General features: G+C 54.9%; 23 protein-coding genes. 5 read left to right on the plus strand and 18 right to left on the minus strand.

Annotated features, from left to right (window positions below; translation table 11 throughout):
* Positions 1-10 precede the first annotated feature (10 nt).
* The 7 genes from VGH19_04305 to VGH19_04335 all read right to left on the minus strand — a co-directional run bounded on the left by VGH19_04305 (position 11) and on the right by VGH19_04335 (position 4,876).
* Positions 11-1,393 carry an FAD-linked oxidase C-terminal domain-containing protein gene (locus VGH19_04305; protein ID HEY1170571.1) on the minus strand — a complete coding sequence of 461 codons (1,383 nt, stop codon included), beginning with the start codon at positions 1,391-1,393 and terminating at the stop codon, positions 11-13.
* Positions 1,394-1,423: 30 nt separating this feature from the next.
* Positions 1,424-1,897, minus strand: coding sequence for an MOSC domain-containing protein (locus VGH19_04310; GenBank protein ID HEY1170572.1), 474 nt, complete (start codon positions 1,895-1,897; stop codon positions 1,424-1,426).
* 61 nt (positions 1,898-1,958) lie between these two features.
* Positions 1,959-2,672 carry a CPBP family intramembrane glutamic endopeptidase gene (locus VGH19_04315; protein ID HEY1170573.1) on the minus strand — a complete coding sequence of 238 codons (714 nt, stop codon included), beginning with the start codon at positions 2,670-2,672 and terminating at the stop codon, positions 1,959-1,961.
* A gap of 55 nt (positions 2,673-2,727) precedes the next feature.
* The gene (locus VGH19_04320; protein HEY1170574.1) at positions 2,728-3,312 is read right to left on the minus strand and encodes a hypothetical protein; all 585 of its coding nucleotides are present in this window, start codon (positions 3,310-3,312) and stop codon (positions 2,728-2,730) included.
* 11 nt (positions 3,313-3,323) lie between these two features.
* Complete coding sequence (locus tag VGH19_04325; protein HEY1170575.1) at positions 3,324-4,019, minus strand: hypothetical protein; 696 nt, start codon at positions 4,017-4,019, stop codon at positions 3,324-3,326.
* Positions 4,020-4,022: 3 nt separating this feature from the next.
* A complete protein-coding gene (locus VGH19_04330; protein ID HEY1170576.1) occupies positions 4,023-4,307 on the minus strand; it encodes a hypothetical protein in 285 nt (94 codons plus the stop codon).
* Positions 4,304-4,876, minus strand: coding sequence for a four helix bundle suffix domain-containing protein (locus VGH19_04335; protein HEY1170577.1), 573 nt, complete (start codon positions 4,874-4,876; stop codon positions 4,304-4,306). The genes VGH19_04330 and VGH19_04335 overlap by 4 nt, the downstream gene beginning before the upstream one ends.
* Before the next feature lie 429 nt (positions 4,877-5,305).
* On the opposite strand from VGH19_04335, the gene VGH19_04340 reads away from it, so the two are divergent.
* Together VGH19_04340 and VGH19_04345 are read left to right on the plus strand one after the other, a co-directional pair.
* Entirely contained in the window at positions 5,306-6,733 is a 1,428-nt protein-coding gene (locus VGH19_04340; GenBank protein ID HEY1170578.1) for a DUF1501 domain-containing protein, read from the plus strand.
* A 17-nt stretch (positions 6,734-6,750) separates the two neighbouring features.
* Entirely contained in the window at positions 6,751-9,669 is a 2,919-nt protein-coding gene (locus tag VGH19_04345; GenBank protein HEY1170579.1) for a PSD1 and planctomycete cytochrome C domain-containing protein, read from the plus strand.
* A 71-nt stretch (positions 9,670-9,740) separates the two neighbouring features.
* On the opposite strand, the gene VGH19_04350 is transcribed toward VGH19_04345, so the two are convergent.
* Positions 9,741-10,295 (minus strand): gamma carbonic anhydrase family protein, encoded by a 555-nt coding sequence (locus VGH19_04350; GenBank protein ID HEY1170580.1) that lies wholly within the window; start codon positions 10,293-10,295, stop codon positions 9,741-9,743.
* Between the two features lie 116 nt (positions 10,296-10,411).
* Positions 10,412-10,807 (minus strand): hypothetical protein, encoded by a 396-nt coding sequence (locus tag VGH19_04355; GenBank protein ID HEY1170581.1) that lies wholly within the window; start codon positions 10,805-10,807, stop codon positions 10,412-10,414.
* Between the two features lie 105 nt (positions 10,808-10,912).
* Between VGH19_04355 and VGH19_04360 the strand changes: the two genes are divergently transcribed.
* Positions 10,913-11,857, plus strand: coding sequence for an MBL fold metallo-hydrolase (locus tag VGH19_04360; protein ID HEY1170582.1), 945 nt, complete (start codon positions 10,913-10,915; stop codon positions 11,855-11,857).
* 52 nt (positions 11,858-11,909) lie between these two features.
* Here the strand turns inward: VGH19_04360 and VGH19_04365 are convergent, their stop codons facing one another.
* Positions 11,910-12,719, minus strand: a complete 810-nt coding sequence (locus tag VGH19_04365) for a class I SAM-dependent methyltransferase (GenBank protein ID HEY1170583.1) — start codon at positions 12,717-12,719, stop codon at positions 11,910-11,912.
* A gap of 272 nt (positions 12,720-12,991) precedes the next feature.
* Between VGH19_04365 and VGH19_04370 the strand changes: the two genes are divergently transcribed.
* Positions 12,992-14,491 carry a sulfatase gene (locus tag VGH19_04370; protein ID HEY1170584.1) on the plus strand — a complete coding sequence of 500 codons (1,500 nt, stop codon included), beginning with the start codon at positions 12,992-12,994 and terminating at the stop codon, positions 14,489-14,491.
* Positions 14,492-14,571: 80 nt separating this feature from the next.
* Here VGH19_04370 and VGH19_04375 read toward each other — a convergent pair whose 3' ends face one another.
* From VGH19_04375 to VGH19_04405, 7 genes are all read right to left on the minus strand, one after another.
* The gene (locus VGH19_04375) at positions 14,572-15,384 is read right to left on the minus strand and encodes an inositol monophosphatase family protein (protein ID HEY1170585.1); all 813 of its coding nucleotides are present in this window, start codon (positions 15,382-15,384) and stop codon (positions 14,572-14,574) included.
* A gap of 24 nt (positions 15,385-15,408) precedes the next feature.
* Positions 15,409-17,100: a cation:proton antiporter gene (locus VGH19_04380; GenBank protein ID HEY1170586.1), complete on the minus strand. Its 1,692-nt coding sequence runs from the start codon at positions 17,098-17,100 to the stop codon at positions 15,409-15,411.
* A 216-nt stretch (positions 17,101-17,316) separates the two neighbouring features.
* Positions 17,317-20,172, minus strand: a complete 2,856-nt coding sequence (locus VGH19_04385; GenBank protein ID HEY1170587.1) for a valine--tRNA ligase — start codon at positions 20,170-20,172, stop codon at positions 17,317-17,319.
* Positions 20,173-20,188: 16 nt separating this feature from the next.
* Positions 20,189-20,488 carry a type II toxin-antitoxin system RelE/ParE family toxin gene (locus tag VGH19_04390; protein HEY1170588.1) on the minus strand — a complete coding sequence of 100 codons (300 nt, stop codon included), beginning with the start codon at positions 20,486-20,488 and terminating at the stop codon, positions 20,189-20,191.
* A complete protein-coding gene (locus VGH19_04395) occupies positions 20,445-20,717 on the minus strand; it encodes an addiction module protein (GenBank protein HEY1170589.1) in 273 nt (90 codons plus the stop codon). Before VGH19_04395 ends, VGH19_04390 begins: the two co-directional genes overlap by 44 nt.
* A 42-nt stretch (positions 20,718-20,759) precedes the next feature.
* Positions 20,760-22,319, minus strand: coding sequence for a citramalate synthase (cimA, locus tag VGH19_04400; GenBank protein HEY1170590.1), 1,560 nt, complete (start codon positions 22,317-22,319; stop codon positions 20,760-20,762).
* Between the two features lie 1,088 nt (positions 22,320-23,407).
* Positions 23,408-24,334 (minus strand): hypothetical protein, encoded by a 927-nt coding sequence (locus VGH19_04405; protein ID HEY1170591.1) that lies wholly within the window; start codon positions 24,332-24,334, stop codon positions 23,408-23,410.
* 179 nt (positions 24,335-24,513) lie between these two features.
* On the opposite strand from VGH19_04405, the gene VGH19_04410 reads away from it, so the two are divergent.
* The gene (locus tag VGH19_04410) at positions 24,514-24,636 is read left to right on the plus strand and encodes a hypothetical protein (protein ID HEY1170592.1); all 123 of its coding nucleotides are present in this window, start codon (positions 24,514-24,516) and stop codon (positions 24,634-24,636) included.
* 10 nt (positions 24,637-24,646) lie between these two features.
* Here VGH19_04410 and VGH19_04415 read toward each other — a convergent pair whose 3' ends face one another.
* On the minus strand, positions 24,647-26,044 hold the full coding sequence (locus VGH19_04415) for a sulfatase (protein HEY1170593.1): 1,398 nt from the start codon (positions 26,042-26,044) through the stop codon (positions 24,647-24,649).
* Between the last annotated feature and the right edge of the window lie 218 nt (positions 26,045-26,262).

The following is a 26,262-nucleotide window of genomic DNA, read 5'->3' on the forward strand; positions in this document are numbered from 1 at the left end:
TAAAACCGCTCTAATCGAACATTTTGCCGGGATTCAGGGTGCCGTGGGGGTCGAGGGCTTTGCGGAGTTCGCGCATGACGCGCATCTGGGCGTCGCCGGCGAATTTGGGCAGAAAGGATTTCTTGGCCATGCCGATGCCGTGCTCGCCGGTGATGGTGCCGCCGAGGCGGATGGCTTCTTCGAAGATCTCTTTGAAGGCTTCTTCCACGCGGTGCATCTCGTCTTTGTTCCGCTCGTCCGTGAGGAAGGTGGGGTGCAGGTTGCCATCGCCCATGTGGCCGAAGGTGCCGACGCGCAGGTTGTATTTTTTGGCGATGGCTTCGACGAAACGGATCATGCGGCCGAGTTCGCTGCGCGGGACGGTGGCGTCTTCGAGGATGGTAGTAGGCGAGACGCGGGCGAGCGCGGAGAAGGCGGAGCGACGCGCACTGGCGAGGCGGGTGGCTTCGGCATCGTCCTTCGCCACGATGACTTCCAGGCAACCGCATTCGCGGCACTTGGCTTCCATCTTCTCGGCTTCTTCGGCGACGACGGCGGGGTGACCATCCGTCTCGATGAGCAAAAGCGCTTCGCAGTTCAGCGGCAGGCCGATCTTCGCGTAATCTTCCACGCAATGGATGGTCATGCGATCAAGGAATTCGAGGGTGCAGGGAATGATCTTCGCGGCGATGATGGCGGAGACGGCTTCGGCGGCCTGGTCCATGCGCGCGAAGGTGGCGACCATCGTTTTCTTCGTCTGCGGTTTCGGGATGAGGCGCAGCAGGACTTTCGTGATGACGCCGAGCGTGCCTTCCGAGCCGATGAAGAGATCGCGCAACGAATAACCGGCGACGTCTTTCACACACTTGTTGCCGGTCCAGAGGATTTCGCCATCGGGTAAAACGACTTCGAGACCCATGACGTAGTTGCGCGTGACGCCGTATTTCAAACCGCGCAACCCGCCGGAGTTTTCAGCAACATTGCCGCCGATGGTGGAGATGCGCATGGAGCCGGGATCGGGCGGGTAAAAGAGGCCGACCTTCTCGGCGGCTTCAGCAACCTTCACGGTGGTGATGCCGGGCTCGACGAGGATGGTGAGATTGGCTTCGTCCACTTCGAGAATCTTATCCATGCGCACGGTACACATGACGATGCACTCGGGCGAAGGGAGGCTGCCGCCGCTGAGGCCGGTGCCGGAACCGCGGGTGACGACGGGGAGACGTTTGGTGTTCGCGTATTTCAGCAGGGCGACGATGTGGTCGGTGCTCTCCACGAAGGCGACGCAGCCGGGCATCTGAAGCATGGCGGCGGTGCCATCGAAGGCGTAAGGGATGAGGTCTTCCTTCTTGGTCAGGACGTTCTGCGGACCGACGATGGCCTGCAAGGCGTGCAGATGTTCAGCGGAGAGCGACATAGATTGCTGCCGCAAAGGATGAAGTATGAATTATGAAGTATGAAGAGGAAATTTTAGGATATTCCCAACGTGTATTTCACCTTCCGTGAGGATCTGGGCGCGTAAGCCGCCTTTGTGGACGAGGCCGCGGAGGACTTCGGGATGCGTTTGTTTGGCGAGGTAGTTGCAGGGTTCGCAGAGGCGGAGGCCGCGCAGTTTCACGGAGCCGACCATGAACTCTTGGCCAACGAGGGTGTTTAAATCCATGCCAGTAGTGACGAGATTGCGGCGGGCATCGCGGGAGGTGAAGGGGATGCCGGTAGTGGAGGCGAAGGCTTCGATGTGTTCCTGCTGGATGAGGGTGATCTCGAAATCAGGCTTTTGTGGATGTGGGGAGAAGGTGCCGTTGCCGACGTAATAGCGATCGCCAACCAAGCCGCGACCGGGGATGACTCGCACTGAGTCGCTCGGCGTCATGGGAGCGTCAGGTGCGGAGGCGATGAGGATTTCGACGATGTGGGGCATTTGTTAGCCACAGATGAAACACAGATCACACGGATAGGGAAGGATGAAGGGGAAGCTGCTATCAGGGATGGAAGGCGGGTTGGGTGAAGATGGCGCGGGGGTAGCTGATGAGGGCGAGGACGAGCAGACCAGCATGAACAGCCAGGCCGTGCAGGCCCAAGGCATCGGCGCTTTGAGTGTGGAAGAGAAACGCGGAGGCGTCGATTAAGCCGTGCAACAGGGCGAGCCAGCCGAGGCCGATGCCGCGCAGACGTAGATTGGCTAGGATGATGCCGGTGAGGAGGATCATCAGGCAGTGGGAGAAGGGCTGGGCTTGCAGGTGGAAAAGCGCGAACAGGAAACTGCTTATCAGAATGCTACCCACATAACCCAATTGCTGGTGCAGGGTGGTGAGCAAGGGGCCGCGAAAGGCGTATTCCTCAAAGAGTCCAACAATCATGCTGGTGATGAAGCCGACGGCGATCATCCAAGGGACAAAGGAGTCGCCTTTGCTGCCGCTGAAATAGAAAGTCCAGAGGGCGAGGGGAGCGATGCTCCAGAGGATGGTACGGCCCAAGCCTTTCAATGGGAAATCCATGCGGGCGACGCGCCAAGTGCGGTTCAGGTAGAGGAGTGCGACCAGAGCGAGCAGGCGAGGGATGCATACGATGGCATCACGCAAGAACCAGCTTTCCTGGGTGGTGACGGGAAAAAGTTCGTAGATGGCGGAGCGGACGAGCATGTAGGCAGCGATCACCACGAGGGAGCCGATGAGTGGTGAGGGTGGCCAAGGCATGGTGTCTCGTTAGGTTTGCCGACGGGAGGGAGATTAGGGGAAGTGGGGGAGAATTTCAAATTTTCGTAAACCGCTCTAAATTGAGGGTGAACGGATCTGTGCCGCCGAAGGTGATATGCGGGTGTTTTTTCTGAAGTGCATTCCGCAGTTTTTCCATCAAGGCCTCACAATCGGTGGATGATAAAGGGCGGTCTTCCGCCAATTTGCGGCAATAGGAGAAGAAGCCCCCGCCTTTGAGTCTGTAGGCCAGCATGGGGTAACCATCCAGATTGATCCTGCCGATCCATGAAATTTCCGTCCATGGACGAAATTTTTTACCATAGGTGATGCCAGTGTCCGTGATCTCCAAGAGCAGGCGTTTTTGGATGATCCAACGACTCAGAAAAAACGTTCCATTACAAAAGAGAACTGTGGCGAGGACCCCCAAGAAAGCGATGCTCAAGGCCAGGTTGGAAGACCAAGTCCGTTCGGTCACTATCTGGTAGATAAGGTATGTCAAAAAGATGCTGAAGCCGGTCAGAAAAAGACCACCAATCAGAATTTCTTTTCTGAGATAGGAATACGATCCTGTATAGAAGAGCCCGACTGGCATGTTATATTTTCTGCCTCCTCCGAACTTTTTTCTCTTTTGGTTATTCATGGGCAATTTAGCTAAAGCAGCACGCCGTAAAAGTGGATGTGACCGTTGGTTTTGTTGATCCAAAGGGTGCCATGAGTGCCGTTCCAGACATCATAAAGTTCGACCGGATCGGGGGCAAACCAGTCGGGAGTCATTTTACTCGTATGCTTGTCCCTGAAGCTACGGGATTTTGCCGGTGGTTCCAGTTTCAGGCCACGACTCTGCAGGAATTCATCACGCCAAGCCGCCGTGGCGCGGATCTCGAAGAACCACATGTATTCATAGGTGAAGTGGTTGGAGCGCCAATATTTGGAGTTCACCACGGTGACAGCGGGTGAGGCGTTGGTGCGGAAGGCGCGCTCCCAATTCTTGGGATCGTTCTCCCATGTGCCCGCTTCTCCGTTAGCCCCAGCAGCCATGATTTGTACGGATGGTATCTGAGTGATCAGGAGAATCTGGATGGCGAGCAAGACCAACGTGATGCCGCTGAACAGAAGGGTTTTAAAGTGTCGTTGATTTTGATCTATCGTGTGAAGAATCAAGCCGAGGATTGCATTCAGAAGCGCCGCTGCTGCCACGGGTGCAATGAGGATCAGGGAACCGAGATTGGCCCAGCCCTGATCTCCGCCGGAGAATAAGCGTCGCAGCCAGAGACAGGTGAGGAGAATGCCCAGCGCGAGCAGCACGATAGAGCAGCGGTAGGGGAGTTTGGAGAAGGTCTGGCGCATGGTTTACGTTTCCTTGTTTGTAGACCGGTGCTTTCGGGTGGGATACCCAAGGCGTTTCCATTCGCGGAAACTGCGGAGCAAATCTTTCCGGATAAGAACAATCCCGAGAAGTCCAATCACTGGAATGAAAAGGAACGGGTTCTCCATTCCTTTGGCACCTTTGGAGCTTCGTATCTCGGTGATGTATAATCTAGAGTCGATGATCATCACGATGCCGGGCAATAGGAAGAAGGCGAATAAAGCAAGCAGGGCCAGGTTTTTCAGGAAATCTTTGAAGGAGGGGCTCATGCCGGTTTATTCCGATAGTTGAGCCGGACTTTGGTCATGCGTTCCCGGAGACCGCCTTGCTTCACGAAATCTTTTTCCAGACGGCGGATTTGCTGGTCGAGGAGGTAATTGGTCTGGTGGATGATACAGAGGGCGATATTAGCGATAACCTCAAGAGGGCGGGTTTCGCAGAATTCGCGATAGGCTGTATAGGTGGTATTGGGTTTATTTCCAAGTTTACGAACGTAAAGGGATTCCTTGGAGTTCTTCTCCCAGTGCCTGAGGTCGCGGACCCGGAGATAGTCTTCATAGTCCAGCAAGAGTTCTTCGAGGCTGGAACGGGCGACATTGATGAGCTTGAGTTCCGTTTCTTTGGAGGTGCCGGAGGCGTGGGTGCCTTCGGCAATGTTCTGTTTTCCAGAACGAGCGGCTTGGATACTCTGGTCTATGGTTCGGTCACCTTTGCTCAGAAAGCGTTGGCAAAAGCGAAAAGTGATGTCATAGGCGATCTCAGCTTTTTGGTAGGAAAGTAAAGTGCGGTAATGGCCATGCGCAGGGATGAAGGTGTGGTCTTCAGGAGTGGCGGTCATGGGTGATGGGGTTGTCTCTTGAGGAAAAGAATAGTAAGCGGGATATGGAGGACAAGGAAATGGGTCTTATAGGTCCTATGGGACTTATGGGGCGTATTTGAAGCGGGTGAAGACATTTTAGGGTTTTTAGGTGAAGGAAAAAATGAAGTTTAAGTTGGGTGGCGCTTCTTAAGTGGCTGACGATAAGAGGGTTCCGGGGTTGAATGAAAAGTTGTTCACACTATTCACATGGACAGCCAATGTCCTACCCCCTTGGGTAAATTATGAATTATGAAGGATGAATTATGAAGTGGCCGGAGACGAAAACAGATGGTTTACAGGGGCTGTGGATGGGGATAGTTTTAGTTACACATACCCAAGCTATTTAGCGCGAAACCTGTCTGGCCTGAACAACGTCTGACATAGGAAGAACAATTTTTAAGGATGCATATGAAGCCAACTGCCAAGTATCTCGCGGAGCACACCGCCCGTCCTGAGGATTTCATCGTGAACCGGCGCCAGTTCCTGAACCGGTTCGGCATGGGCATGGGTGTCTTAGGGCTCGCGGGGTTGATGGCGGATGATCTTCTTCTGGGGAGATCCATGCAGGCGGCCAACATATCGCCGCTCGCGCCGAAGGCTCCGCCGTTGCCGGCGAAGGCGAAGGCGGTGGTGCATATCTTCGCGCAAGGTGCGCCGTCGCACGTGGATACGTGGGATCCGAAACCGGCGCTCACGGCGAATGACGGCAAGGATCTGCCAGGGCTCAATGGCGTGGGTCTGGCGTCGCCGTTCAAGTTCGAGAAGAAGGGCAAATCGGGCATCGAGGTGAGCGAGGTGTTTCCGAACATCGGCGAGCATGTGGACAGCATGGCGGTGATCCGCTCGATGTGGACGAATATTCCTTCACACGAGGTGGCAACGGTGATGATGAATACGGGGTCGCTGCGTCTCCCGAAACCGAGCATGGGTTCGTGGGTGCTCTATGGGTTGGGCAGTGTGAACCAGAACATGCCGGGCTACATCTCGTTGCGTCCGGGTGGTGTGCCGCCGGGTGGCACGCAGAATTGGCAGTCTTCCTTCCTGCCGGGCGTGTTCCAAGGGACGAGCATCAATACTTCTTCGCAACGCGTGGAAGATCTCATCGAGAACATCAAGAACCAGTATGCTTCTCAGACCGAACAGCGGCGGCAACTCGATCTCATCCATAAGCTGAATTACATGCACAGCCAGAATCTCCAGAAGGACATCCAACTGGAGGCGCGGCTGGAGGCGTATGAGATGGCGTTCAAGATGCAGACGGAGGCGACGGATGCTTTCGACATCTCGAAGGAGCCGCAGAACATCCGCGACATGTATGGCAACACGGCGCAGGGGCGGCAGATGCTCATCGCGCGCCGGTTGATCGAACGCGGTGTGCGTTTCGTGCAGGCATGGCAGGGCGGCTGGGATCATCATCAGGATTTGGCGGATCGCCTGGCAGCGAAGGCGCGTGAGGTGGATCAGCCGGTGGGCGCTTTCTTAAAGGATATGAAGCAGCGCGGATTGCTGGACAGCACGTTGGTGGTGTGGGGCGGTGAGTTTGGTCGCACGGTGACGCGGGATCGTAATGGCAATGCGGATCCGGGGCGCGATCATAACAGTCGTGCTTTCAGCACTTGGCTCGCAGGTGGTGGTGTGAAGGGCGGCACGATCTATGGTGCGACGGATGAATTCGGTGCGCGCGCGGTGGAGAACAAGGTGCATATCCATGATCTGCACGCGACGATCCTCGGTCTCTTGGGCTTCGATCACGAGAAGCTGACGTATCGCTACAATGGCCGCGATTTCCGCCTGACGGACAACTTCGGCGTGCCGGTGAAGGGGATCATGGCGTGAGTGAACCAAAGGCGCGTATGAAACATTTTTCCAAGAGAGCGCGGTGGGCAGTCATGGCACTCGGTGCCTTGATGCTGGTGCCGTCGTTGCCCGCGAATGACGTGATCAAGCAGCAGCTTGAGTTTTACAACACGAAGATCGCGCCGGTATTGGCGGACAAATGTTACAAGTGTCACAGCGGCTCTGAGGACAAGGTGAAGGGCGGTCTCACTCTGGATACGAAGGAGGGGATGTTGCGCGGTGGTGATACGGGGCCGGCCGTAGTGCCGAACAATGTGGAGAAGAGTTTGCTCATCCGGGCGATCGCCTATGCGGATGATGATCTGCAGATGCCACCGAAGGAAAAGCTGCCGAGCAGTGTGATCACGGATTTTGTGGTGTGGATCAAAATGGGTGCGCCGGTGCCGCAAAGTGACGGGGCCAAAACGGCGAAGGGCTACAAGAATGCAGCGGCGGCGAATCATTGGGCATTCAAGCCGGTGGTCAAGCCGAGCGTGCCGACGGTGAATGCACAGCAGTGGGTGAAGAATGATATAGATAATTTCATCCTCGCCAAGCTGGAGGCGAAGAACATGTATCCGAACAAGCTCGCGGATAAGCGGACGCTCATTCGCCGTGCGACGTTTGACCTAACAGGTTTGCCGCCGACGCCAGAGGAAGTGAAGATGTTCCTTGAAGATAATTCTTCCAATGCATATGAGAAACTCATCGACCGTTTGCTGGCGTCTCCGCAATACGGTGAGCGTTGGGGACGCTATTGGCTCGACGTGGCGCGTTATGCGGATACGAAAGGCGAAGTGAACGGGCAACGGGAGGATTTTCATTATCCATATGCATACACGTATCGGGATTACGTGATCAAAGCGTTCAATGACGACAAGCCGTATGACCAGTTCATCATGGAGCAGCTCGCGGCGGACCGGATGAACTTGAAAGACAAGTCATCGCTGGCAGCGCTGGGTTTCATCACGTTGGGCAATCGCTTCGACAATCAACAGAACGAGATCATCAATGACCGCATCGATACGGTGACGAAAGGATTTCAAGCGCTGACGGTGGCATGCTCGCGCTGTCATGATCATATGTTTGATCCGTTGCCGACGGAGGATTACTACGCGTTGCACGGCATCTTCCAGAGTTCCACGGAGCCGAGAGAGAAACCTCTGCTGGCAGATGTGAATGAGAAGACGCCGGAGTATCAGGCGTATACGTTGCAACGCGCGAAGCTGGAGAATGATCTGCTGGAGTTTTACCGGACAGATGTGGAGGAGTTCGTCGGCGGTCTGCGCAAGAACGCGGGCATGTATCTGGCGATCATCGAAGAGGTGAAAGGCAAACCGCAAAGTGAACTGGGCCAGCTCGTCCGCAAGTATAAGCTGAACCAGGAGGCAGCGCGGTTGTGGCAGGGAATCGTGAACCGTTCGCGGCGTGGCAATGATCCGGTGATGGGGCCGTATCATGAATTCGCACGGCTTGCGGAAAAAGATTTTGCGGTGAAGGCAAAAGAGATTTCCACGCGCATCGCGGCGAATGCGGACAAGCGCAAACCGGTCAATCCATTCATTGCGAATCAATTTCGTGGGGTGTATCCAACCTCGATGGCGCAGGTGGCGGGGATTTATGGTCGTGCATTCACGACGGTGGAAGCGCGCTGGCAGGAAGTGACGGCACGTAATCCAAAGGCGAAGGCGTTGCCGGATGTGAATCAGGAAGCAGTGCGTATGGCGGTGATCCCGGGAGGGCGAAATAACGAAGACCCGATCGATGCGCTGCGGCGTGCGTTGCCGAGAAATTTGCAAGGCCGCGAAACGCGGTTACGTTCGGCGATCTCGCAATTGGAAGGCACGCATCCGGGCGCTCCGGCGCGCGCGATGGCGATCAATGACAGCGAGAGTCCGAAGGATTCGTATGTATTCATCCGTGGTGAGGCGGGGAGTCGCGGGCCAGTGGTGCCCCGACGTTTCCTGGAGATTTTCAGTGAGGGCAAACAACCGTTCCGCGATGGCAGCGGGAGGTTGGAATTAGCGAAGGCAATCGCGTCGAAGGACAATCCTTTGACGGCGCGAGTGATGGTGAATCGCATCTGGATGCATCACTTCGGCGATGGGTTTGTGCTGACGCCGGATGATTTCGGCACGCAAAGCACGCCACCGAGCCATCCGGAATTACTGGATTACCTGGCAAATGACTTCATGGCGAACGGGTGGTCCGTGAAGGCGATGCATAAGAAGATAATGATGTCCTACACGTATCAGCAGAGCAGCGAGAACAATGCGCAGTTCGCGCAGACCGATCCGTATAACCGGTTGCTCTGGCGCGCGAACATCCGGCGGTTGGAGTTCGAGGCGTTGCGTGATTCGTTGCTGGCGATGGGTGACAAGCTGGACAAGTCGATGGGCGGCAAGCCGGTGAACTTGATGAGCGAGCCTTACTCCACGCGCCGCACGGTGTATGGATATATTGATCGCGCGCGGTTGCCGGAAGTGATGAACAATTTTGATTTCGCGAACCCGGACATCACCACGGGCAAGCGTTATGAGACGATCGTGCCGCAGCAATCGCTCTTCATGATGAACAGCCCGCTGGTAGTCGAGCAGGCGCGTAATCTGACGGAGCGGAAAGACTTCAAGGCGTTGGATGAAGATGATGATCGCATCAAACTGTTGTATGAATTGATCTTCCAGCGCTTGCCGTCAGAGACGGAGATCAAGCTGGGGATGGCGTTTCTGAACAGCACGCCGGCGACGGATGTGGTGCCGGTGGTGGCAAAGGTGCAGGAAGTGGCGCAGGCGAATCCCAAGGGCAAAGGTAAAGGCAAGGCGAAGGGCGGGGATCGTCAGGCACCGGCAGCGAAAGCAGCGCCGAAGACTTTGGGTGCATGGGACAAGTATGCACACGCGCTGTTGCAGACGAATGAGGCGACGTTTGTGAACTGAAGTTGTCGTAATGTTTAAAACAGAAAGACCGGCTTAGGCCGGTCTTTTGCTTTCTATGATTCGAAAGAAAATCACGTTGATAAAGGTTCGCCGACGTTAATTCCATTCTTCAGGCAGTAAGCGGAGTTCCATACGTATTTCTCAGCCCAATATTTCAGACCGGCGCGTTCTTCGTTGGTCAGAGGGCGTTTCACTTTTCCTGGTGAGCCGACGACCATGGATCCAGGCGGGATCACGGTGCCTTGGGTGATAAGGGCATTCGCGCCGATAATGGATTGTTCGCCGATCACTGCGCCATCGAGGATTGTTGTGCCCATGCCGATAAGGCATTCATCACCGACGGTGCAGGCGTGTACGATGGCGGAATGGCCCACGGTGACATAGTTACCGATGATGCACGGGAAATCATCCGCGAGGTGGAGGACGGCGTTATCTTGGATATTCGAGTGATGGCCGATTTCAATGCGGTTGATATCGCCCCGAACGGTGGCGTTATACCACACACTGGAATTATCACCGAGCGTGACATCGCCGAGCACCACCGCGCTCTTCGCAATATACACATCTTTTCCCAAGCGCGGCTGCTTGCGCAAAAAAGTATCGAGCTGTCCGTTCAGTTTTTCCATGTATTCGTGCAAGTATGGGCCGTGCATTTTTCACGCCAACAAAATAAAAAACCTGTCCGGTGGTAGCCGGGCAGGTGGCTGATATTTATTTTCGGTTCCTCCCGGGAACTGAAAGGTTACCAGCAAACGCGATGACGCGGGCGATGGCCGAAGCTGTAGTGGTAGCTCACCACCGGAGGCGGCGCGTGGTAAACATGTGCGGGACGCACGATCACCGGAGCGGGTGCGTACACCACCGGAGCCGGAGCGTAAACAACGGGTGCAGGTTGCACGATGGGCTGTGCATAGACCACCGTGGGTTGCTGCACTACTACCGGTGCGGGTTGATAGACGACCGGAGCCGGTTGATACACTACAGGAGCGGGCTCAAAAGATTTTGCGATCACGGCGCCCGCGATGACACCCGTCAGCACCTTGCCTGCGACCGCCCATTCGCGGTCACCGGCGTGAGATTGCTGTGCGCCTGCGACCATCAGGCCGCAAATTGCAAGGGCGGTTACGATTTTTTTCATACGATTGCCTTTTTGCTTCTGTCGGCTTTTTGTGCCAACATTAATACAGACGTCGAAGATTTCTTTTTATTCGAGCGGCTATGGATTACCTTGATCACGAGAGATATGAGTGACGGAAACGGCCAGCATAATAAGGTGCACGAGCCATATCGTCCTACGCGACGCATTCCGCGTTCGTTGAAGGACCTGACTCCGGGCAATCATTTCAATCCCCGCACATTTTTTCATGAGATGGTGTGGAAGGCTCTGCTCACGCCACGCTCAGGTGGGCACCGAAAGCCCGAGTTCCCTACATTGAAGAATGGAGAGGTCGCGCTCACTTGGATCGGCCACGCATCGTTCCTCGTGCAATTCAACGATCTCAATGCGCTTGTTGATCCGAATTTCGCGAACTGGATTTTTCTCCTCAAACGACTGAAGCATGCGGGTGTGAAGATCGAGGACTTGCCGCCGATCGATCTCGTATTGCTGACGCACGCACACTTCGATCACTTCCATCGTCCGTCACTCAAGAAGTTGCCGCATCCGAAAATGGCGGTGATGCCGTGGGGCATGGCACCGCTGGCGAAGGGATTGGGTTTCGGGAGTGTGGTGGAATTGAAATGGTGGGAGAGTTATCAGAAAGGTGACTGGAAAGTGACGCTGGTGCCGAGCAAGCATTGGGGCGCGCGCACACTTCACGATCATCATCGCGGCTACGGTGGATTTATTTTGGAACATCAGGGGCGCAAAGTGTATCACGCAGGAGACAGCGCCTACTTCGAGGGCTTCCGTGAGATCGGTGAGCGATGCACGCCGGAGATCGCGTTGCTGCCCATCGGTGCGTACTACCCGGATTCATTCCGGAAAACGCACATGGGACCGGATGATGCGGTGCAAGTCTTCCTGGATCTGAAAGCGAAATGGCTGGTGCCGATGCACTATGGCACGTTCAAACTTTCCTTTGAGGATATGAACGAGCCGCCGCGCTGGATGAAAGAGCTCTGCAATCAGAGGGGCTTGAATGATCACCTCAGATTTTTGGAAGAGGGATATCCGGCGGTGTTTTGATCTGCGGAACTTGCCGATCTGAAAAGTTAGTTCCGCCTCCTGACCTCGGCGGCTACTTTTTCCGTAGCACAAAGCTGTAATACTGCATCTTTCCGGTCGCGAAATTGCGATAAACCAAAGAGCCCTTGGTTCCCGCAAAATCTTGGAATGGTTTTAACAGCCACTTCGGGATCAGTTTTTGGATGAGCGTTTGTTTGCGAGTGTCATCACGATCCAAGGCGGCGAGCACATTGGGCGTGATGTTTGTTTCTCGCACGATCTCCAAACCCGAGTTCCGTAACTGCGTGCGCCAGTTGCCGAGTTCTACGGCATCGCGAAAATCGGCGTAAAGGAAATGGCCGCCAGGTTTAAGGACGCGATGGACTTCACTCACGAATTTAGGAAAATCAGGATAACAATGGGAGGATTCGACGTTGATGACGGCGTCGAAGGTCGTATCTGCGCACGGTAGCTTCTCAGCGTCTCCTTGCTGAAAGGTCAGGCCATGGATGGATGCATAACGGTCACGGCAGAGTGCGACGGCTTTATCTGAATAATCCACGCCGGTGTAATTCGCGATTCCGAGGGATTGCTTTAGGAACGCTGCGCCGCCACCTCGTCCACTGCCGACTTCGAGAGCCTGTTTGCCTGCGAGTTCTGCTCCGCTGGCTACGTGGTAATAAAGTTGCAAGCACCAGCGTTCGGATTCGAGTCCGCTTGGTATTTCGGTTGTTTCTGCTTTGGGCAATCCAGCGTAGCCATAATTCATACAGGTCCATTCCGTGACCTGCTGGTAGCCCGCCAGGTAATCATACCATTTCCGCCACAGGCCTTTTTTGACCGTGGCGAAACTCAGCAGGAAGGCGAAGAAACGAGTCAGCACGCGGGAGTTGTTTCATGGCATGGAGGCGAGGGCAAACTTTTTGGTGGGGTGCGACTCTCCGTGTCGCAGCGACAGCCATAAGCAAAGATAGTCCGGTTTCGCAAGAAATCAGGCACGCGAAATGATTTCCATTATCGCTCGCGTTCAATTTCGGAAACCGCTTGCAGCATTTCACGTTGCTGCGACTCGGAGAGTCGCGCTCGTAACCTTACTTCCCATTTGCGCCATGTGGCTTTTCCGGCTATTACTAGGCTATTCCTCTTATGAATCTCTTGAGCACATTATCTCGCCGGACAGCTTTGGTCGCGTTGATCGCCTCAGCTTTCGTTTTTGGTTTGAAGAATCAAAGTTACGCCGCCACCAAGAAACATCCGAATGTCGTTTTCGTGCTTACGGATGATCAGCGGTGGGATACCATCAGCATCTCGGGCAAGAGTACACACCTGAAGACGCCGAATATAGATCGGCTGGGGCAGGAAGGCGTGTATTTTAAGAATGCGTTCTGCACCACCTCGCTTTGCTCACCGAGCCGTGCATCCATCTTGAGCGGTGTGTATGCGCACGCACATGGGGTGGTGAATAATTTCACGGAGTATCCGGCGGATATGGTGAGTTTTCCGCGTCGCCTGCATGATGCGGGGTATGAGACGGCCTACATCGGCAAGTGGCACATGGGTGAGGACAATGATGAGAAGCGGCCGGGCTTTGATTACTTTGCCACTCATAAAGGACAGGGGAAGTATTTCGATACGGAATTCAATGTGGATGGCACACGCAAGGTGCTGCCGGGCTATTACACGCATGTAGTGACGGACTTGGCGCTCAACTGGTTGAAGGATCGGAAAGATAAACCGTTTCTGCTGATGCTCGGTCACAAAGCACCGCACAGTTTTTATTTTCCCGAAGCGAAATACAGCAACAGTTTCAACCATGTGCGCATCCCTTACCCGGATACGGCATTTCATTTGGAGAACAAGCCGACGTGGGTGAAGCAGCGCATCAGCACTTGGCACGGCATCTACGGGCCGCTCTTTGAATGGCGGAAGAATTTCCCAGACAGTTCGCCGGAAGGTGTGGCGGCGTTTGAGAACATGACGCGTGCGTATTGGGGCACGATCCTTTCTGTGGATGACAGCGTGGGCCAGCTTTATCAACAGCTCAAAGAGATGGGTGAGTTGGATAACACTCTCTTCATCTTCACAGGCGATAATGGACTGCTCAACGGCGAGCATGGCATGGTGGACAAGCGTACAGCGCATGAGCCAAGCATCCGTGTGCCGTTGGTGGTGCGCTATCCCGGTTTGACGAAGACGCCGAAGGTGATCGAGCAGCAGGTGCTCACGTTGGATTTCGCGCCGTCCATTTTGGATATCTGCGGGGTGGAAGGGATCAATGGCATCCATGGCAAATCTTGGAAACCATTGGTGAAAGGTAATGCGAAAGATTGGCGCACGGCGTGGTATTACGAATACAACTACGAGAAGCAGTTTCCATATACGCCGAACGTGCGTGCCATCCGCACGGATAACTGGAAGTACATCCGGTATCCGCATGGCGATGGCAGCCCGGACAAGCACAAGGAAGAACTCTACGACTTGAAATCAGATCCCGATGAAGCGGTGAATCTCATTCACGAAGGGTTGTTCAGACGCAAGGTGCTGGAACTGCGTGCGGAACTGGACAAGCTGATCCAATCAGCGGGCGCGAATCCGGATCGGATGCCGATGGATGAAGGCATCAAGGGCGAGTTGCCGGATCAGAAGATCAGGTAACATCGGCTCGTTAAAATGTTAAAACCGTTGAATCGACTCACGATTCAACGGTTTAACTTTTTTAAAATTTCAACCGGGATTTAATCCGCCTCGATTTGCTTCCTCAGCTTGCCGTTGCTGACGACGATTTCGTAGCCGTGCTGGTCATCAACTGGTTGACGCCAGAATTCACCACCGGCGCATTCCACGATGAGTCCGCCCGCAGCAATGTCCCAGAGGCGCACGCCGTATTCCTTATAAGCATCCATGCGGCCGTTGGAAACGTAGGTCATGGAAAGCGCGGCAGCGCCCATGATGCGGATCTTACGGACGCGAGAAACGAGCTTATTAAAAACGGGGAGCATCTTCGCGAGCGTGCTCTCGTATTTCGCAAAGCCCATGGCGACGATGCTTTCTTTGAGCTTGGTGCGTTCACTGACGGAAACTTTTTTGCCGTTAAGCTGCGTTTGCTGGCCTTTGATGGCGGTCCAGAGATCGTTGGTGAAGGGATCGAATACCACGCCCACAATCGTGGTGTAGCCATCGGGGTAACCACTTTGTTTGCGTTCCTTGGCTGTCTCACCGCGTTTTTGCAAAGCGATGGAAACGCAGGCGTGTGGCAGGCCGTAGGTGAAATTCACGGTGCCATCGATCGGGTCCACGACCCAGCGATATTCGGCATTGATGTCGCCCAAGGTGCCTTCCTCACCCAAGATGGCGATAGAGGGGAAAGCTTGCTGCAGTGTCTTCTCGATGAGCTTCTGGCAGCGCACGTCCAACTCCAGCTTGATATCGTGCTGGGTGGCTTCGTTGATGACTTTCTTGGAGCCAAGGTTTTTGCGCATCAAAGCTCCGGCGGCGTGGGAGGCGATGACGGCGGTTTTCAGGGCACGTTTCAGTTCAGACGGCTTCATGGGAAAAGGGGGCAGGGGATCAAATCAAGGGATGACTTCGTCGCGTTTCTTGACGAAGGCTTCCTGGTCGGCACGTTTTTCATCCAGCAGGTCTTTGCCAGCGGCATCGATGATTTCGAGCAATTCGGCGGCTTCGGTTAGGCGGGGCACGCTGACATAGCTCGCGCCTGAGGAGTAGAGCGCCGGGAGATCGGCGAAGTACTCGGCGTGCATGATGATCTTCGCGTTCGGATTGATCTCGCGGAGCATGCGCACGAGCTTCTGGTTCGTGGTGCCTTTCAGGATGCTGTTCGGCAGGGTGCAGACGATGATCTCGGCGGTGTCCACACCGGAGTGCAGCAAGGTATCGCGCTGGCTGATGTCACCATAGATGACGCGGACATTGCGCTTCTTCAAGCCTTCGGTCACTTGCGGATTGAAGTCGATGACGGCGAGATCGCGAACCAGGTCAGGTTGCTTACGGCGAATGTCATCCAAGAGCGAGCTGGCAGACCAGGAGAAGCCGAGCAGGAAGACCTTGGGATGGCCGCCGTGCAGGTTCAGCGTGGAGCCTTCTTCGTTCAGGTCATCAATATTCACATCACTGAGCAAGGTGCTTAGGCGGCGGATGACGACTTCAGCGTTTGAGATGAGGTAGGTGGAGAAGATGGCCATGATCACGAAGGCGTAGCTGACGATGCCCGCGGTGACTTCAGTGATATGCTTGTATTGCAGGCCCAAGGCGACGATGACGAGGGAGAATTCGCTGACTTGAGCGAGGTTGATGGAGGTCAGCAAACTCGCGCGATGGCCGCAATGCATCTTCAACATGGGGATGAAGACGGTGATAAAACGGCCCACAAACAGGATCGAGCAGAAGATGAGGGCGCCGCGCAGGATCTCGAAGGTGGGCATCGGGATCGCCATGCCCAGCGCCACGAAAAAGAGGGTGACGAAGAAATCGCGCAGGCTGGTGACCTTGGCGGAGACATCCAAAGTGTAGGGGAACGTCGAGAGCGCGACACCGGCGACCAAGGCACCCATTTCAGCAGACAGGCCGAGGTTGCTGGCCATCCACGAAACCCAGAAGCACCAGCCAATGGCACCAACCAGCACCAATTCCGGCAAACGTGCGATGCTGCGGAAAAGCGGCGGCAGGAAGAAGCGGCTGATGAGGAATGCGGCACCGATCAGGAACGCGGCCTTACCCAAGGAGAGGGCGAAAACGCTGAGTTGCGGGTCGTCCAAGTTCGGCTGGATGGAGAGCAGGACGATGGCGACCAAGTCTTGCAAGACGAGTATGCCTAGGGTGAGGCGACCGGCGAAGGTATCGAGCTCGCGCTTATCGTAGAGGATCTTGACGATGATAACGGTGCTGCTGAGGACGCTCGCCACGATTAGGTAGGCGATGCTCAGAGAGTTATCCATCGAGGTGCGCAGGAGCCAGAAGAAGATGGCTGAAAACGCAAAGCCACCGAATATCTGTGAAATAGCCGTGAAGGTGATGAGTTTACCTGCGCCCAAGATCTTCTTCAGATCGATCTCCAGACCGATCATGAAGAGCAGCAGAATAAGTCCAAGATCGGAGATGGTCTTGATGGACTCCGCCGAGCTGACCATGCCCAAACCCAATTTACCAATGACGACGCCCGCCAGCAGATACATGAGTATCAGCGGCTGCCGCAGCAACTGGCCGACGATGCCGAACAGCCATGCGGCCACGATGCATATCGCCATGTCGTTTAGGACACTGTGGTGTTCCACGCGCGATGAGTTTATGGACCTGCGGGGTCAGAGCAAAATAAATCTGCGTGAAAAAACGGAGATGTTTGACACGGGAGGCATGGAATGGGACAGGGGATGCGGTGAAGTTGTCCTGAGAAGGGGTGCTTTCGGAAACAAAACAGGCCGGAACTTGCGTTCCGGCCCGTGCGAAATGATGTAGTTCGTGCTTTATTCCGGCAGGTTTTCGAGTGACGAAAGGATCTGCTTCTCCTTCGCCTGCCAGTCCACGAGGCGTTGCTTGTGCTCTTCGAGAACCTTCGCAGGAACCTTTTCTGTGAAATTCGGATTACCCAGTTTATCCTGCACTTTCGTGATCTCAGTGCGGGTTTTCTCGAGTTCTTTGCCCAAGCGCTCACGCTCAGCACCGTAATCCACCAGACCGGCAGTCGGCAGGAACAGTTCGCCGAGTGCATTGCCTGAGGACGGCGTGCCTTTCGGCGGCAAGTAACTGGGGTTCACCTTGATCGCCTCGGCATTGAGCAACAGCTTCAACACTTCAACTTCAGCAGTCGGCATCTCGCCCGAAGGCTTGAACACGAACTTCAGCTTCTTCGCTGGATCGAGCTTCAACTCGCGACGCAAGTTGCGCCCCATCGAGACGAGTTCGTATTTCGCCGCAGCGGCTTTGTCCGCCGTCTCGTCGAGGCCGAAATAAGTCTTTTCCTCGTCGCTCAAGGGCTTGGGCCAAGTGGTGAACATCAACGTCGTGCCGCCTTGATTTTCCGGCATGTCCTTCGAGTAACCCATGCCGTGCCACAGCTCTTCCGTGATGAATGGCAGGAACGGATGGAACAGGCGGATCGTATTCGCCAGAACGAAATCGATGACCGCGAGCTTGTTCGCCTTAAGCTTCGCGTCTTCGCCAAAGAACGCAGCTTTCGATGCCTCCACATACCAGTCGCAATACTCGCTCCAGAAGAAGCGGTAGAGCGCGCTGGTGGCATCGCTGAAACGATAATCCGTGAACGCCTGTGTGACTTCGCGAATGGCTTGATCAAGACGGATCAAGATCCAACGATCGTCTGAAGTGAGCAGTTGCGGATTGATTTCCGTCTCTATCGCGCCGCCTTGCATTTGCCTAAAGCGGCACGCGTTCCAAAGCTTATTGCAGAAGTTACGGCCCAATTCGACGTTCTGTTCATCGAACAAAATATCCTGTCCGAGTGGGGCTGCGCGCATCACGCCGAAGCGCAACGCATCCGCGCCATACTTCGCGATGAGGTCCAGAGGGTCTGGGGAGTTGCCGAGCGACTTCGACATCTTGCGACCTTGTTTGTCGCGGATGATGCCAGTGAAATACACGTTCTTGAACGGCAGATCACCTTTGTATTCGTAGCCCGCCATGATCATGCGCGCCACCCAGAAGAAGATGATGTCCGGCCCGGTCACGAGGTCCGTGGTCGGATAGAATTTCTTGAGAGTCTCGGTTTCTTCCGGCCAGCCCATCGTGGCGAAAGGCCACAGCCAGGAGCTGAACCAGGTATCGAGCACGTCAGGGTCTTGCGTCCAGCCTTCGCCCTCCGGCGCTTCGAGACCGCAGTAAACTTCATCCTCGCCGCGATACCACACCGGCACGCGATGTCCCCACCAGAGCTGGCGGCTGATGCACCAATCCTGAATGCCACCGAGCCAGTGATCATACACCTTCGCCCAGCGATCCGGATAAAAACGCATCGCGCCATCCGCTACGCACGCGCGAGATTTCTCCACGCTCGGATATTTCAGGAACCACTGCTCGCTCAAGCGCGGCTCGATCGGCACATCGGCGCGTTCGCTGAAGCCCACGTTGTTCGTGTAAGGCTCCTCTTTCTCCATGAAGCCCAGCTCTGTGAGCTTCTCCACGGAAACCTTGCGTGCCTTGAAACGCTCCAGCCCATTCAGATGCGCACCCGCATCTTCCGTCATGAAACCCTTCGCATCGATGACCTCGATCGGCTCCATCGTCGCAAGCTTCCACATGAACTGCGACGTGGACGAAGCCGTCTGCGACCATTGCACGATGCGCTGAAAGATTTCGTAATCCGCCTTGTCATGCGCGGGCGTCACCTTCAGCACGCCCGTGCCGAACGCGATGTCGATGTGCTCATCACCGATGATCGGCAACGGCGCCTGATTCTCCACCGGCAACGGACGCTTGATGTACTTGCCGATGAACTTGCCGTAACGCGGATCTTTCGGATTCACCGCCACTGCCGTGTCACCCGGAATCGTTTCCGGACGCGTCGTGGCAATCGTGAGCCAGATGTTTCCATCGGCATCCACCATCGGTTGAAATTTCGGTGCAGCTTCCTCTTCACCTTCCTTTGGCGCAGCGGGCGCATGTGAGCGCGCCAGCGGATGCGAGGATTCCTTGAACGAATCCGCCTTCACCGGCGAGCCGTCCAGTTCCACCACTTGCACGCGGAAATAATAGAGGAAACCCTTCTGCTCCTTCATCACCACTTCCTCATCGGAGAGCGCGGTCTGCGAGACGGGGCACCAGTTCACCATGCGTTTGCCGCGATAGATGTGGCCCTTCTTGTAAAGGTCCACGAACACGCTCTGCACGCACTTGGAATACTCCGGGTCCATCGTGAAACGTTCGCGCGACCAATCGCACGAAGCGCCGAGCTTCTTCAATTGCTGGATGATGATGCCGCCATACTTGTGCTTCCACTCCCAGATCTTCGCCACTAGCGCTTCGCGGCCGAGATCATCGCGATGCTTAATCACGCCTTCCTTGCGCAGCGTTTTCTCCACCACATTCTGCGTGGCGATGCCCGCGTGATCCGTGCCCGGCAGCCACAGCACTTCCTTGCCATCCATGCGCGCCTTGCGGGCGAGGATGTCCTGGATCGTGTTGTTCAGCACGTGGCCCATCGTGAGTACACCCGTCACATTCGGCGGCGGGATGACGATGGAGTAGGCCGGGCGCTTTTCCGAAACGCGCGCCGGATCCGCCGTGAAGCAACCATGCTTCAGCCAGAACTCATACCACTTCTCTTCCACTGCCTGTGGCTCGTAAGCTTTTGAAATCTCGGACATATCAACTTTTTAAAATCTATAACCGGTCGATCCAGTAATCCGGTTTTCGTTTTCCATGTGCCACTGTATAAATAACTATTTTATCAGCTTCCTCGCGATAGACGATGTGATAGGGAAACCCCTCAACTCTCATCTTGCGCGTTTTCCTGCGATGCGGCGTGCCCCATTCAGGATTCTGCCGGATACGGCTTTCACTTAGCGCCACCGCCACCAAGAACCTTTCTCCGACATCCAGTTCCCGCTCTGCATACCAGAGATAAGCCTCCACTACCTCAAGCCGCGCGACGCTGAGAAACTCGACGGACTTTGCTTTCATTCAATTTGCGCCGTGCTTCGGCATAAACTTCTTCTGACGGGATAGTCTTGGCCTTGCCTGCTTCATAAGCATCCAAGCGACGGTCGATTTCTTTTTCCCAAGCCTCTTCAATCTCCTTGGTCGCGTAACCGCCGGCACTAATGATCAGCTCCTCCGCTAACTCGATCCGCTGCTTCGGCGTCAGCTTTTTCACCAGTTCATCCCGCGTCTTCTTCAAGGTCGCTGTCATATCTCAACGATGCCAGTTTTCTGTCCTCTTCGCAAATCCCAGTTACTTCTTCATCAGCGCATACTCCATGCTATCCACCAGCGCCTGCACGGACGCCTCGATGATGTTATCGTGCACGCCTACCGTGCCCCATTCATTCTTGCTGTCCGTGCTGATGATCAGCACGCGCGTCTTCGCGGCCGTGCCCGTCGCACTATCGATGATGCGCACCTTGTAATCCGTCAGCGCCACCTTCTTCAATTTCGGGAAGAAACTCGTCAACGCCGCGCGCAAGGCGCTGTCCAGCGCATTCACCGGACCATCACCCTCAGCAACGGTATGCGCGAACTTCTCGCCCACCTTCACCTTCACCGTCGCCTGACAGACCGAATTCTCCCCGTCACGACGCATCGAGACGTGATACCCATCCACCTTGAACGGCAGCTCCTGGTGACTCAGCAAACGCCGGATCAGCAACGCCAGCGAACCCTCCGCCGCCTCGTACTCGTAGCCGATGTTCTCCAGCTCCTTGATCTTCGCCGTGATCGTCTTCAGCTCCGGCGTCTCCGCCGTGATCTTGAAGCCCAGCTCCTGCGCCTTCACGAGGATGTTCGTGCGGCCCGACATATCGCTCACCAGCACGCGCCGATGATTCCCCACCGCCTCCGGATTGATATGCTCGTAGCTCCGCGCCACGCGCTCGATCGCGTGTACATGGATGCCGCCCTTATGCGCGAACGCCGTCTGGCCCACCCACGGCTGCCGCGGATCATGCCGCATATTCGCGATCTCATTCACGAACTCCGAAAGCTCCTTCAATTTCGGCAATGACTTCGCCGGCACACCCGTGCGCTTCATCTTGAACTCCACCAGCGGAATCACACTGATCAAATCACAATTCCCCGTGCGCTCACCGTAACCATTGATCGTCCCTTGGATGTGGCTCGCACCTGCCTCGAGAGCCGCAATGCCATTCGCCACGCCCAGCCCGCAATCATTGTGCGTGTGGATACCGATACGCGCATTCAACTTCCCGCGTGCGAAAGAAGTGATCGCCGTGATCTCACTCGGCAGACAACCACCATTCGTCTCGCACAGACAGATCACATCCGCGCCTGCCTTCTCCGCTGCTTGCCACGTCGCCAGCGCATACTCCGCGTTAAACTTATACCCGTCGAAACTGTGCTCGGCATCATACACCACGATCTTCCCATGATCCTTCAAGAAACGGATCGTGTCGCCGATCATCGCCAGATTCTCCTCCGGCTTCACGCGCAACACCTCATTCACATGAAAGAGCGAGGTCTTCCCCACGATTGTGATCACCGGCGAACCGGAATCCAGCAGCATGCGGATCTGGTCATCGTCCTCCACCGCCACACCCTTTTTACGCGTGAACCCAAACGACGCGATCTTCGCATTCTTCCACTTGCGCTTTTTGGCTTGTTGGAAGAACTCCATGTCCTTGGGATTCGACCCCGGCCAGCCGCCCTCAATATAATGCACGCCGAAAGCATCGAGCCTCTCCGCGATGCGGAGCTTGTCCGCCAGCGAGAAATTGATTCCTTCGCCCTGCGAACCATCCCGCAGAGTCGTATCGTAGATTTCGACGTTACTTTTCATTGCTGCAAATAGTTTGGCGGAACAGAACTACCCCGCCAAACGGAACGGACTTTCTAAGATATTGGGGCCGTGGATGCAACCTTTCGTAGCCGCCAGTAATGGTAGGGCGACGCTGTCCTCAGCGCGCCGTCCTTCCTAGCGAAGCCTAACCAGCCCCCATTTTGGAGTGCAAAGGCTCGACTCAGCTTTCCGCCCGAGGCGGCTTGACGCCTCGAATCCCCATCCCGGTAGGGCGAGAGTCCTCTCGAGCCCAAACTTTCTCCCTTCCTGTGTCCTATCCGTCCCATAAGCCCTATTCTCCTTCCTTAAATGCCCGCAGGTGCAACCCGCTTCTTCATTCATTTCCGAGGGATATCGCCGGTAATAAGAAACCACCGCGTCACCACTCCTTTTTTAACTGGTATTCCGCACCCGCAGAATCAGCCATTGATAGAAATACCATTCTCACCGCAATCTGCAATAGTATTTTTCAAACAAAAATCATAATTAACGCAATAAATTCACAATCAACAACTTCTGAAAGAAGATTTTTCGCCGTCTAACTCATAATCCCAGCGATAAACTGGAGCGCCGATCTCCGAATCGGCATCCCCCGTAGCGCACGCATCCTGCGTGCGGGTTATCGCAGCATCTTGCTGCGATAGTTTCCCTTGTAGCACAGACTCACAGTCTGCTGCCTGTCCCGCGACTGCGGGATGTCTCCGACTGGTTAGTCGGCAGATCACCCAAAAGCAGAGGAGCGCTGAGCTCCGGCCCGGCGAGTCCCTTACGTAATTGGCCCAAAGGGCCAAAAGATTCCAGCCCAAGGCAACGGTCGCGCTGATGCGGCCGTTGCCTTGGGGTCAATGCGTGAAATAACCGTGCCCTGACAGGGCACCAGACCTCTGACGACCTTACAGCCGCAACCATTTCACCTGCCTCCCCCTATCCCGGAGGGATACCAGCCTGTAGCCGGTAGGTAAGCGAGGCACGAGCGACACCACCGGTTACGAATTCCCAAAAAGACCAGCACCCCGGCAGCGGGTGCCAGCGCATATTCTTGTGGGGATTAACATTTTTAAACAATCGGTACAATCGGCCCGAAAAACTCACTGAGGCAATTCGAACTGGATATAAAAATTGGTGCGTTGATTCAGACGATCCGAGGAAATAGAGATTAAGCTGGGAAATTCACGGCGAGAAAAATTGGTGGATACAATTAGAGGATGAGCAAGAAAGCTGTCGCCTTGATGTATGATGCTGTCCGCAGTTAAGCTCCAAGATACAGTATTGTCATCATTTTTTATCTTATCACCATCAAGAAGAAATCCTCCAGGTTGGATGCCCCAATGGTTAGCAATTAAGTTTGTCAACAAATCTGAAGATTTGACCTTAATGTTAACTCCTAAACGCTCTGCCGCTTTAAAACCAACATTCCTAATCGAGAGCTGTATTATTCTGTTGGTATCAATCTTACAAAGCATTCCGTTTGTTGCCAGTGCTCCATTGATGTAGAGGCTGAATGCTGGCGCCTTCAACTGCTCTTTCACCATATCCAGAAACACGTCCATGCGTTGAGTTAGAGGAGTGTTTGTTACATGGCTTTGAGCTAGGTTCACCCAAGGGGCCAATGAGTTTTCTGTATTCTTGAGCTGAATTAAATAGGTATCTCTCTCTTGTCTCAAAATAATCTGATTTTTGATACTCTCGTCCAGCTTTCCCCTCAGCTCAGATGAGGTGGAAGATTCTGTCTCAATTTTTCCCCCATAGTATTTTCCAGCTACAAGTATGCCGCCATAGGTCAGCAACAATGAAATCACACACACGGAAAGCCACCCTCTTTTTAGTAATAGCAAATCAGGTTTGAAGAATTTCAAAAAAGCTTTTGTCCAAGACATGTCCTCCAATGCCAAGTCCTTTCCTAAAGTGAACAATCTTGCCCTGAAGGAATACCTCGACTTTCTTATCTTTTTTGAAGTGCTGGCAACTGCTTGCTTCTTACTCTCATTGGGAATCGTTGACACTTGGTCACTCATGGCAATCAAATAATCGCACGCAGCATGACGAATGAAAGCGCAAACTCGGCTCTTGGTGTGCCACAATTTTAAAGCATCCAACTTTTCCGCATGGAAAAATTCAGCTATCTTGTGGTTGTTAGCTCTACCCAATCCCCCTTGAGCCTCTCCATCCCTCCCACACACTCTCCTCAATCAACATGCTGCTGCTGACCCTTTCACCTCATTTCACCTCCGCCGCGATGAAACCCTACGTGGAGAGCCACAAGATCGCGGGCATCATCGGCATTATCGCGGACAAAACCGGCAAGGGTGTGTCCTGATGTTTGCTCATCACTTCCTACCCGGTGCCCACAACGCCTCCACCATCTGATGATTCAGCCCGTCCAATTCCCGCTGCAACCGTTTTGAAACCGCCTCATCCTTTACCGGTTTCGTTTCCGCCGGATCTTCCCGCAAGTTGAACAACTGAAACTCCGGCACCAGTTTTCCGCCTTCAAGCTGCTTGACCAGCTTCCAATCCCCTGAACGCACCGCGATGTTTGCCCCATACCGCCAGAACAACACTTCATGCGGTGCACCTTGCTTCTCCCCGCGCAAGAACGGCAACAAATTCACCCCATCCAATTTATTTCCCCCCGAAGGCGCAACCTGTGCAGCCGCGAGCGAGGTCGGCAAAATATCCAACGCGATCACCGGCTGCTCATACAACTTGCCCGCCGGAATCTTCCCTTTCCACTGAGCCAGAAACGGCACGCGGATGCCGCCCTCGAAAAGCTGCCCCTTGCCCCCGCGCAACGGTGCATTGCTTGAGGTCAGTTCCTGCGTCGGTCCGCCGTTATCGCTCAAGAAAAAGATCAGCGTGTCCTCCTCCAGCTTCAACTCGCGCACCTTCGCCAGCACCGCCCCCACACTGTCGTCCAGCGACGACAGCATCGCCGCGAAGATGCGCCGTTGCGGATCGGCGATGTGCGTGAAGCGGTCCGGGTACTTCGGCATCGCCTGCATCGGGCTATGCACCGCGTTATACGACACATAGAGAAAAAACGGCTGCTTCTCATTCCGCGTGATGAAACCCACCGCCTCCCGCGTGAATGCATCTGTCAGATACTCCGTCTCCGTAACTTCCACCGTGCCGCGCAGCAACGGATTGTTCTCATCATACGGCGGTTCATTCCCGCCCGTGTGATTGGACCAGATCACCGGTCCATTCGTGAACCTCGTCCCACCCGCCACCGAATTTGTCCTCAAGAACGACATCACGCCATTGAACGGCGGCGGCACAAAGAAATGCCCCTCATGCAAGAAGCCGTAGAATTCATCAAATCCTCGTTTCTGCGGATGAAATTTTCCAGCCGTACCCAGATGCCACTTGCCCACCAAACCCGTACGATACCCCGCTGCCTTCAGATGCTCCGTCATGGTCCCCTCCGTCAGCGGCAACCCGATGCTTTCATCCAGATTGCTCTTCCCCACCACATTCAGCTCATGCCCGAACCGTGTCTGATACCGCCCCGTCATCAACCCCGCCCGTGAAGGACAACAAAACGGTGAACTCACATACCCCTGCGTGAACCGCACCCCATTCCGCGCCAGTGAATCGATGTGTGGCGTGGGAATATCCTTCGCCATCCCCTGACACCCCAATTCTCCATACCCCAGATCATCCGCCAGCAACACGATGATATTCGGCTTCCTTTCCGCTGCGTCCATCGATGACAGCATCAGCATCAGTGCTAAAAGTGGGGCGAGGGATTTCACACACCTGAGTTACTCCAAGCCGGTCACCATCGCAAGCGTGCGTAGAATGGTCACATCCTCGCGGTGTCGGGCGGTGGAGGCGGTTCTATAGACCTATTTGGGGAAATGAAGGGCCAGATTTGCGATCATTTAAGGGCTGGGAATGGCCAGATTTTGCTCAAGTGTCATGGTTGCGTCATAAGAAGGTG

The organism is Verrucomicrobiia bacterium (assembly GCA_036405135.1).
In the GTDB taxonomy this organism is placed as follows: domain Bacteria; phylum Verrucomicrobiota; class Verrucomicrobiia; order Limisphaerales; family JAEYXS01; genus JAEYXS01.

Bases quoted from the DNA above. Each gene is read 5' to 3' on its own strand.
- VGH19_04345 (HEY1170579.1), top strand. From the start codon at position 6,751: ATGAAACATTTTTCCAAGAGAGCGCGGTGGGCAGTCATGGCACTCGGT.
- VGH19_04355 (HEY1170581.1), bottom strand. From the start codon at position 10,807: ATGAAAAAAATCGTAACCGCCCTTGCAATTTGCGGCCTGATGGTCGCA.
- VGH19_04340 (HEY1170578.1), top strand. From the start codon at position 5,306: ATGAAGCCAACTGCCAAGTATCTCGCGGAGCACACCGCCCGTCCTGAG.
- VGH19_04335 (HEY1170577.1), bottom strand. From the start codon at position 4,876: ATGACCGCCACTCCTGAAGACCACACCTTCATCCCTGCGCATGGCCAT.
- VGH19_04410 (HEY1170592.1), top strand. From the start codon at position 24,514: ATGCTGCTGCTGACCCTTTCACCTCATTTCACCTCCGCCGCGATGAAA.
- VGH19_04310 (HEY1170572.1), bottom strand. From the start codon at position 1,897: ATGCCCCACATCGTCGAAATCCTCATCGCCTCCGCACCTGACGCTCCC.
- VGH19_04315 (HEY1170573.1), bottom strand. From the start codon at position 2,672: ATGCCTTGGCCACCCTCACCACTCATCGGCTCCCTCGTGGTGATCGCT.
- VGH19_04375 (HEY1170585.1), bottom strand. From the start codon at position 15,384: ATGAAGCCGTCTGAACTGAAACGTGCCCTGAAAACCGCCGTCATCGCC.
- VGH19_04405 (HEY1170591.1), bottom strand. From the start codon at position 24,334: ATGAGTGACCAAGTGTCAACGATTCCCAATGAGAGTAAGAAGCAAGCA.
- VGH19_04330 (HEY1170576.1), bottom strand. From the start codon at position 4,307: ATGAGCCCCTCCTTCAAAGATTTCCTGAAAAACCTGGCCCTGCTTGCT.
- VGH19_04325 (HEY1170575.1), bottom strand. From the start codon at position 4,019: ATGCGCCAGACCTTCTCCAAACTCCCCTACCGCTGCTCTATCGTGCTG.
- VGH19_04380 (HEY1170586.1), bottom strand. From the start codon at position 17,100: ATGGCGATATGCATCGTGGCCGCATGGCTGTTCGGCATCGTCGGCCAG.
- VGH19_04395 (HEY1170589.1), bottom strand. From the start codon at position 20,717: ATGACAGCGACCTTGAAGAAGACGCGGGATGAACTGGTGAAAAAGCTG.
- VGH19_04305 (HEY1170571.1), bottom strand. From the start codon at position 1,393: ATGTCGCTCTCCGCTGAACATCTGCACGCCTTGCAGGCCATCGTCGGT.
- cimA (HEY1170590.1), bottom strand. From the start codon at position 22,319: ATGAAAAGTAACGTCGAAATCTACGATACGACTCTGCGGGATGGTTCG.
- VGH19_04415 (HEY1170593.1), bottom strand. From the start codon at position 26,044: ATGCTGATGCTGTCATCGATGGACGCAGCGGAAAGGAAGCCGAATATC.
- VGH19_04350 (HEY1170580.1), bottom strand. From the start codon at position 10,295: ATGGAAAAACTGAACGGACAGCTCGATACTTTTTTGCGCAAGCAGCCG.
- VGH19_04390 (HEY1170588.1), bottom strand. From the start codon at position 20,488: ATGAAAGCAAAGTCCGTCGAGTTTCTCAGCGTCGCGCGGCTTGAGGTA.
- VGH19_04385 (HEY1170587.1), bottom strand. From the start codon at position 20,172: ATGTCCGAGATTTCAAAAGCTTACGAGCCACAGGCAGTGGAAGAGAAG.
- VGH19_04360 (HEY1170582.1), top strand. From the start codon at position 10,913: ATGAGTGACGGAAACGGCCAGCATAATAAGGTGCACGAGCCATATCGT.
- VGH19_04320 (HEY1170574.1), bottom strand. From the start codon at position 3,312: ATGAATAACCAAAAGAGAAAAAAGTTCGGAGGAGGCAGAAAATATAAC.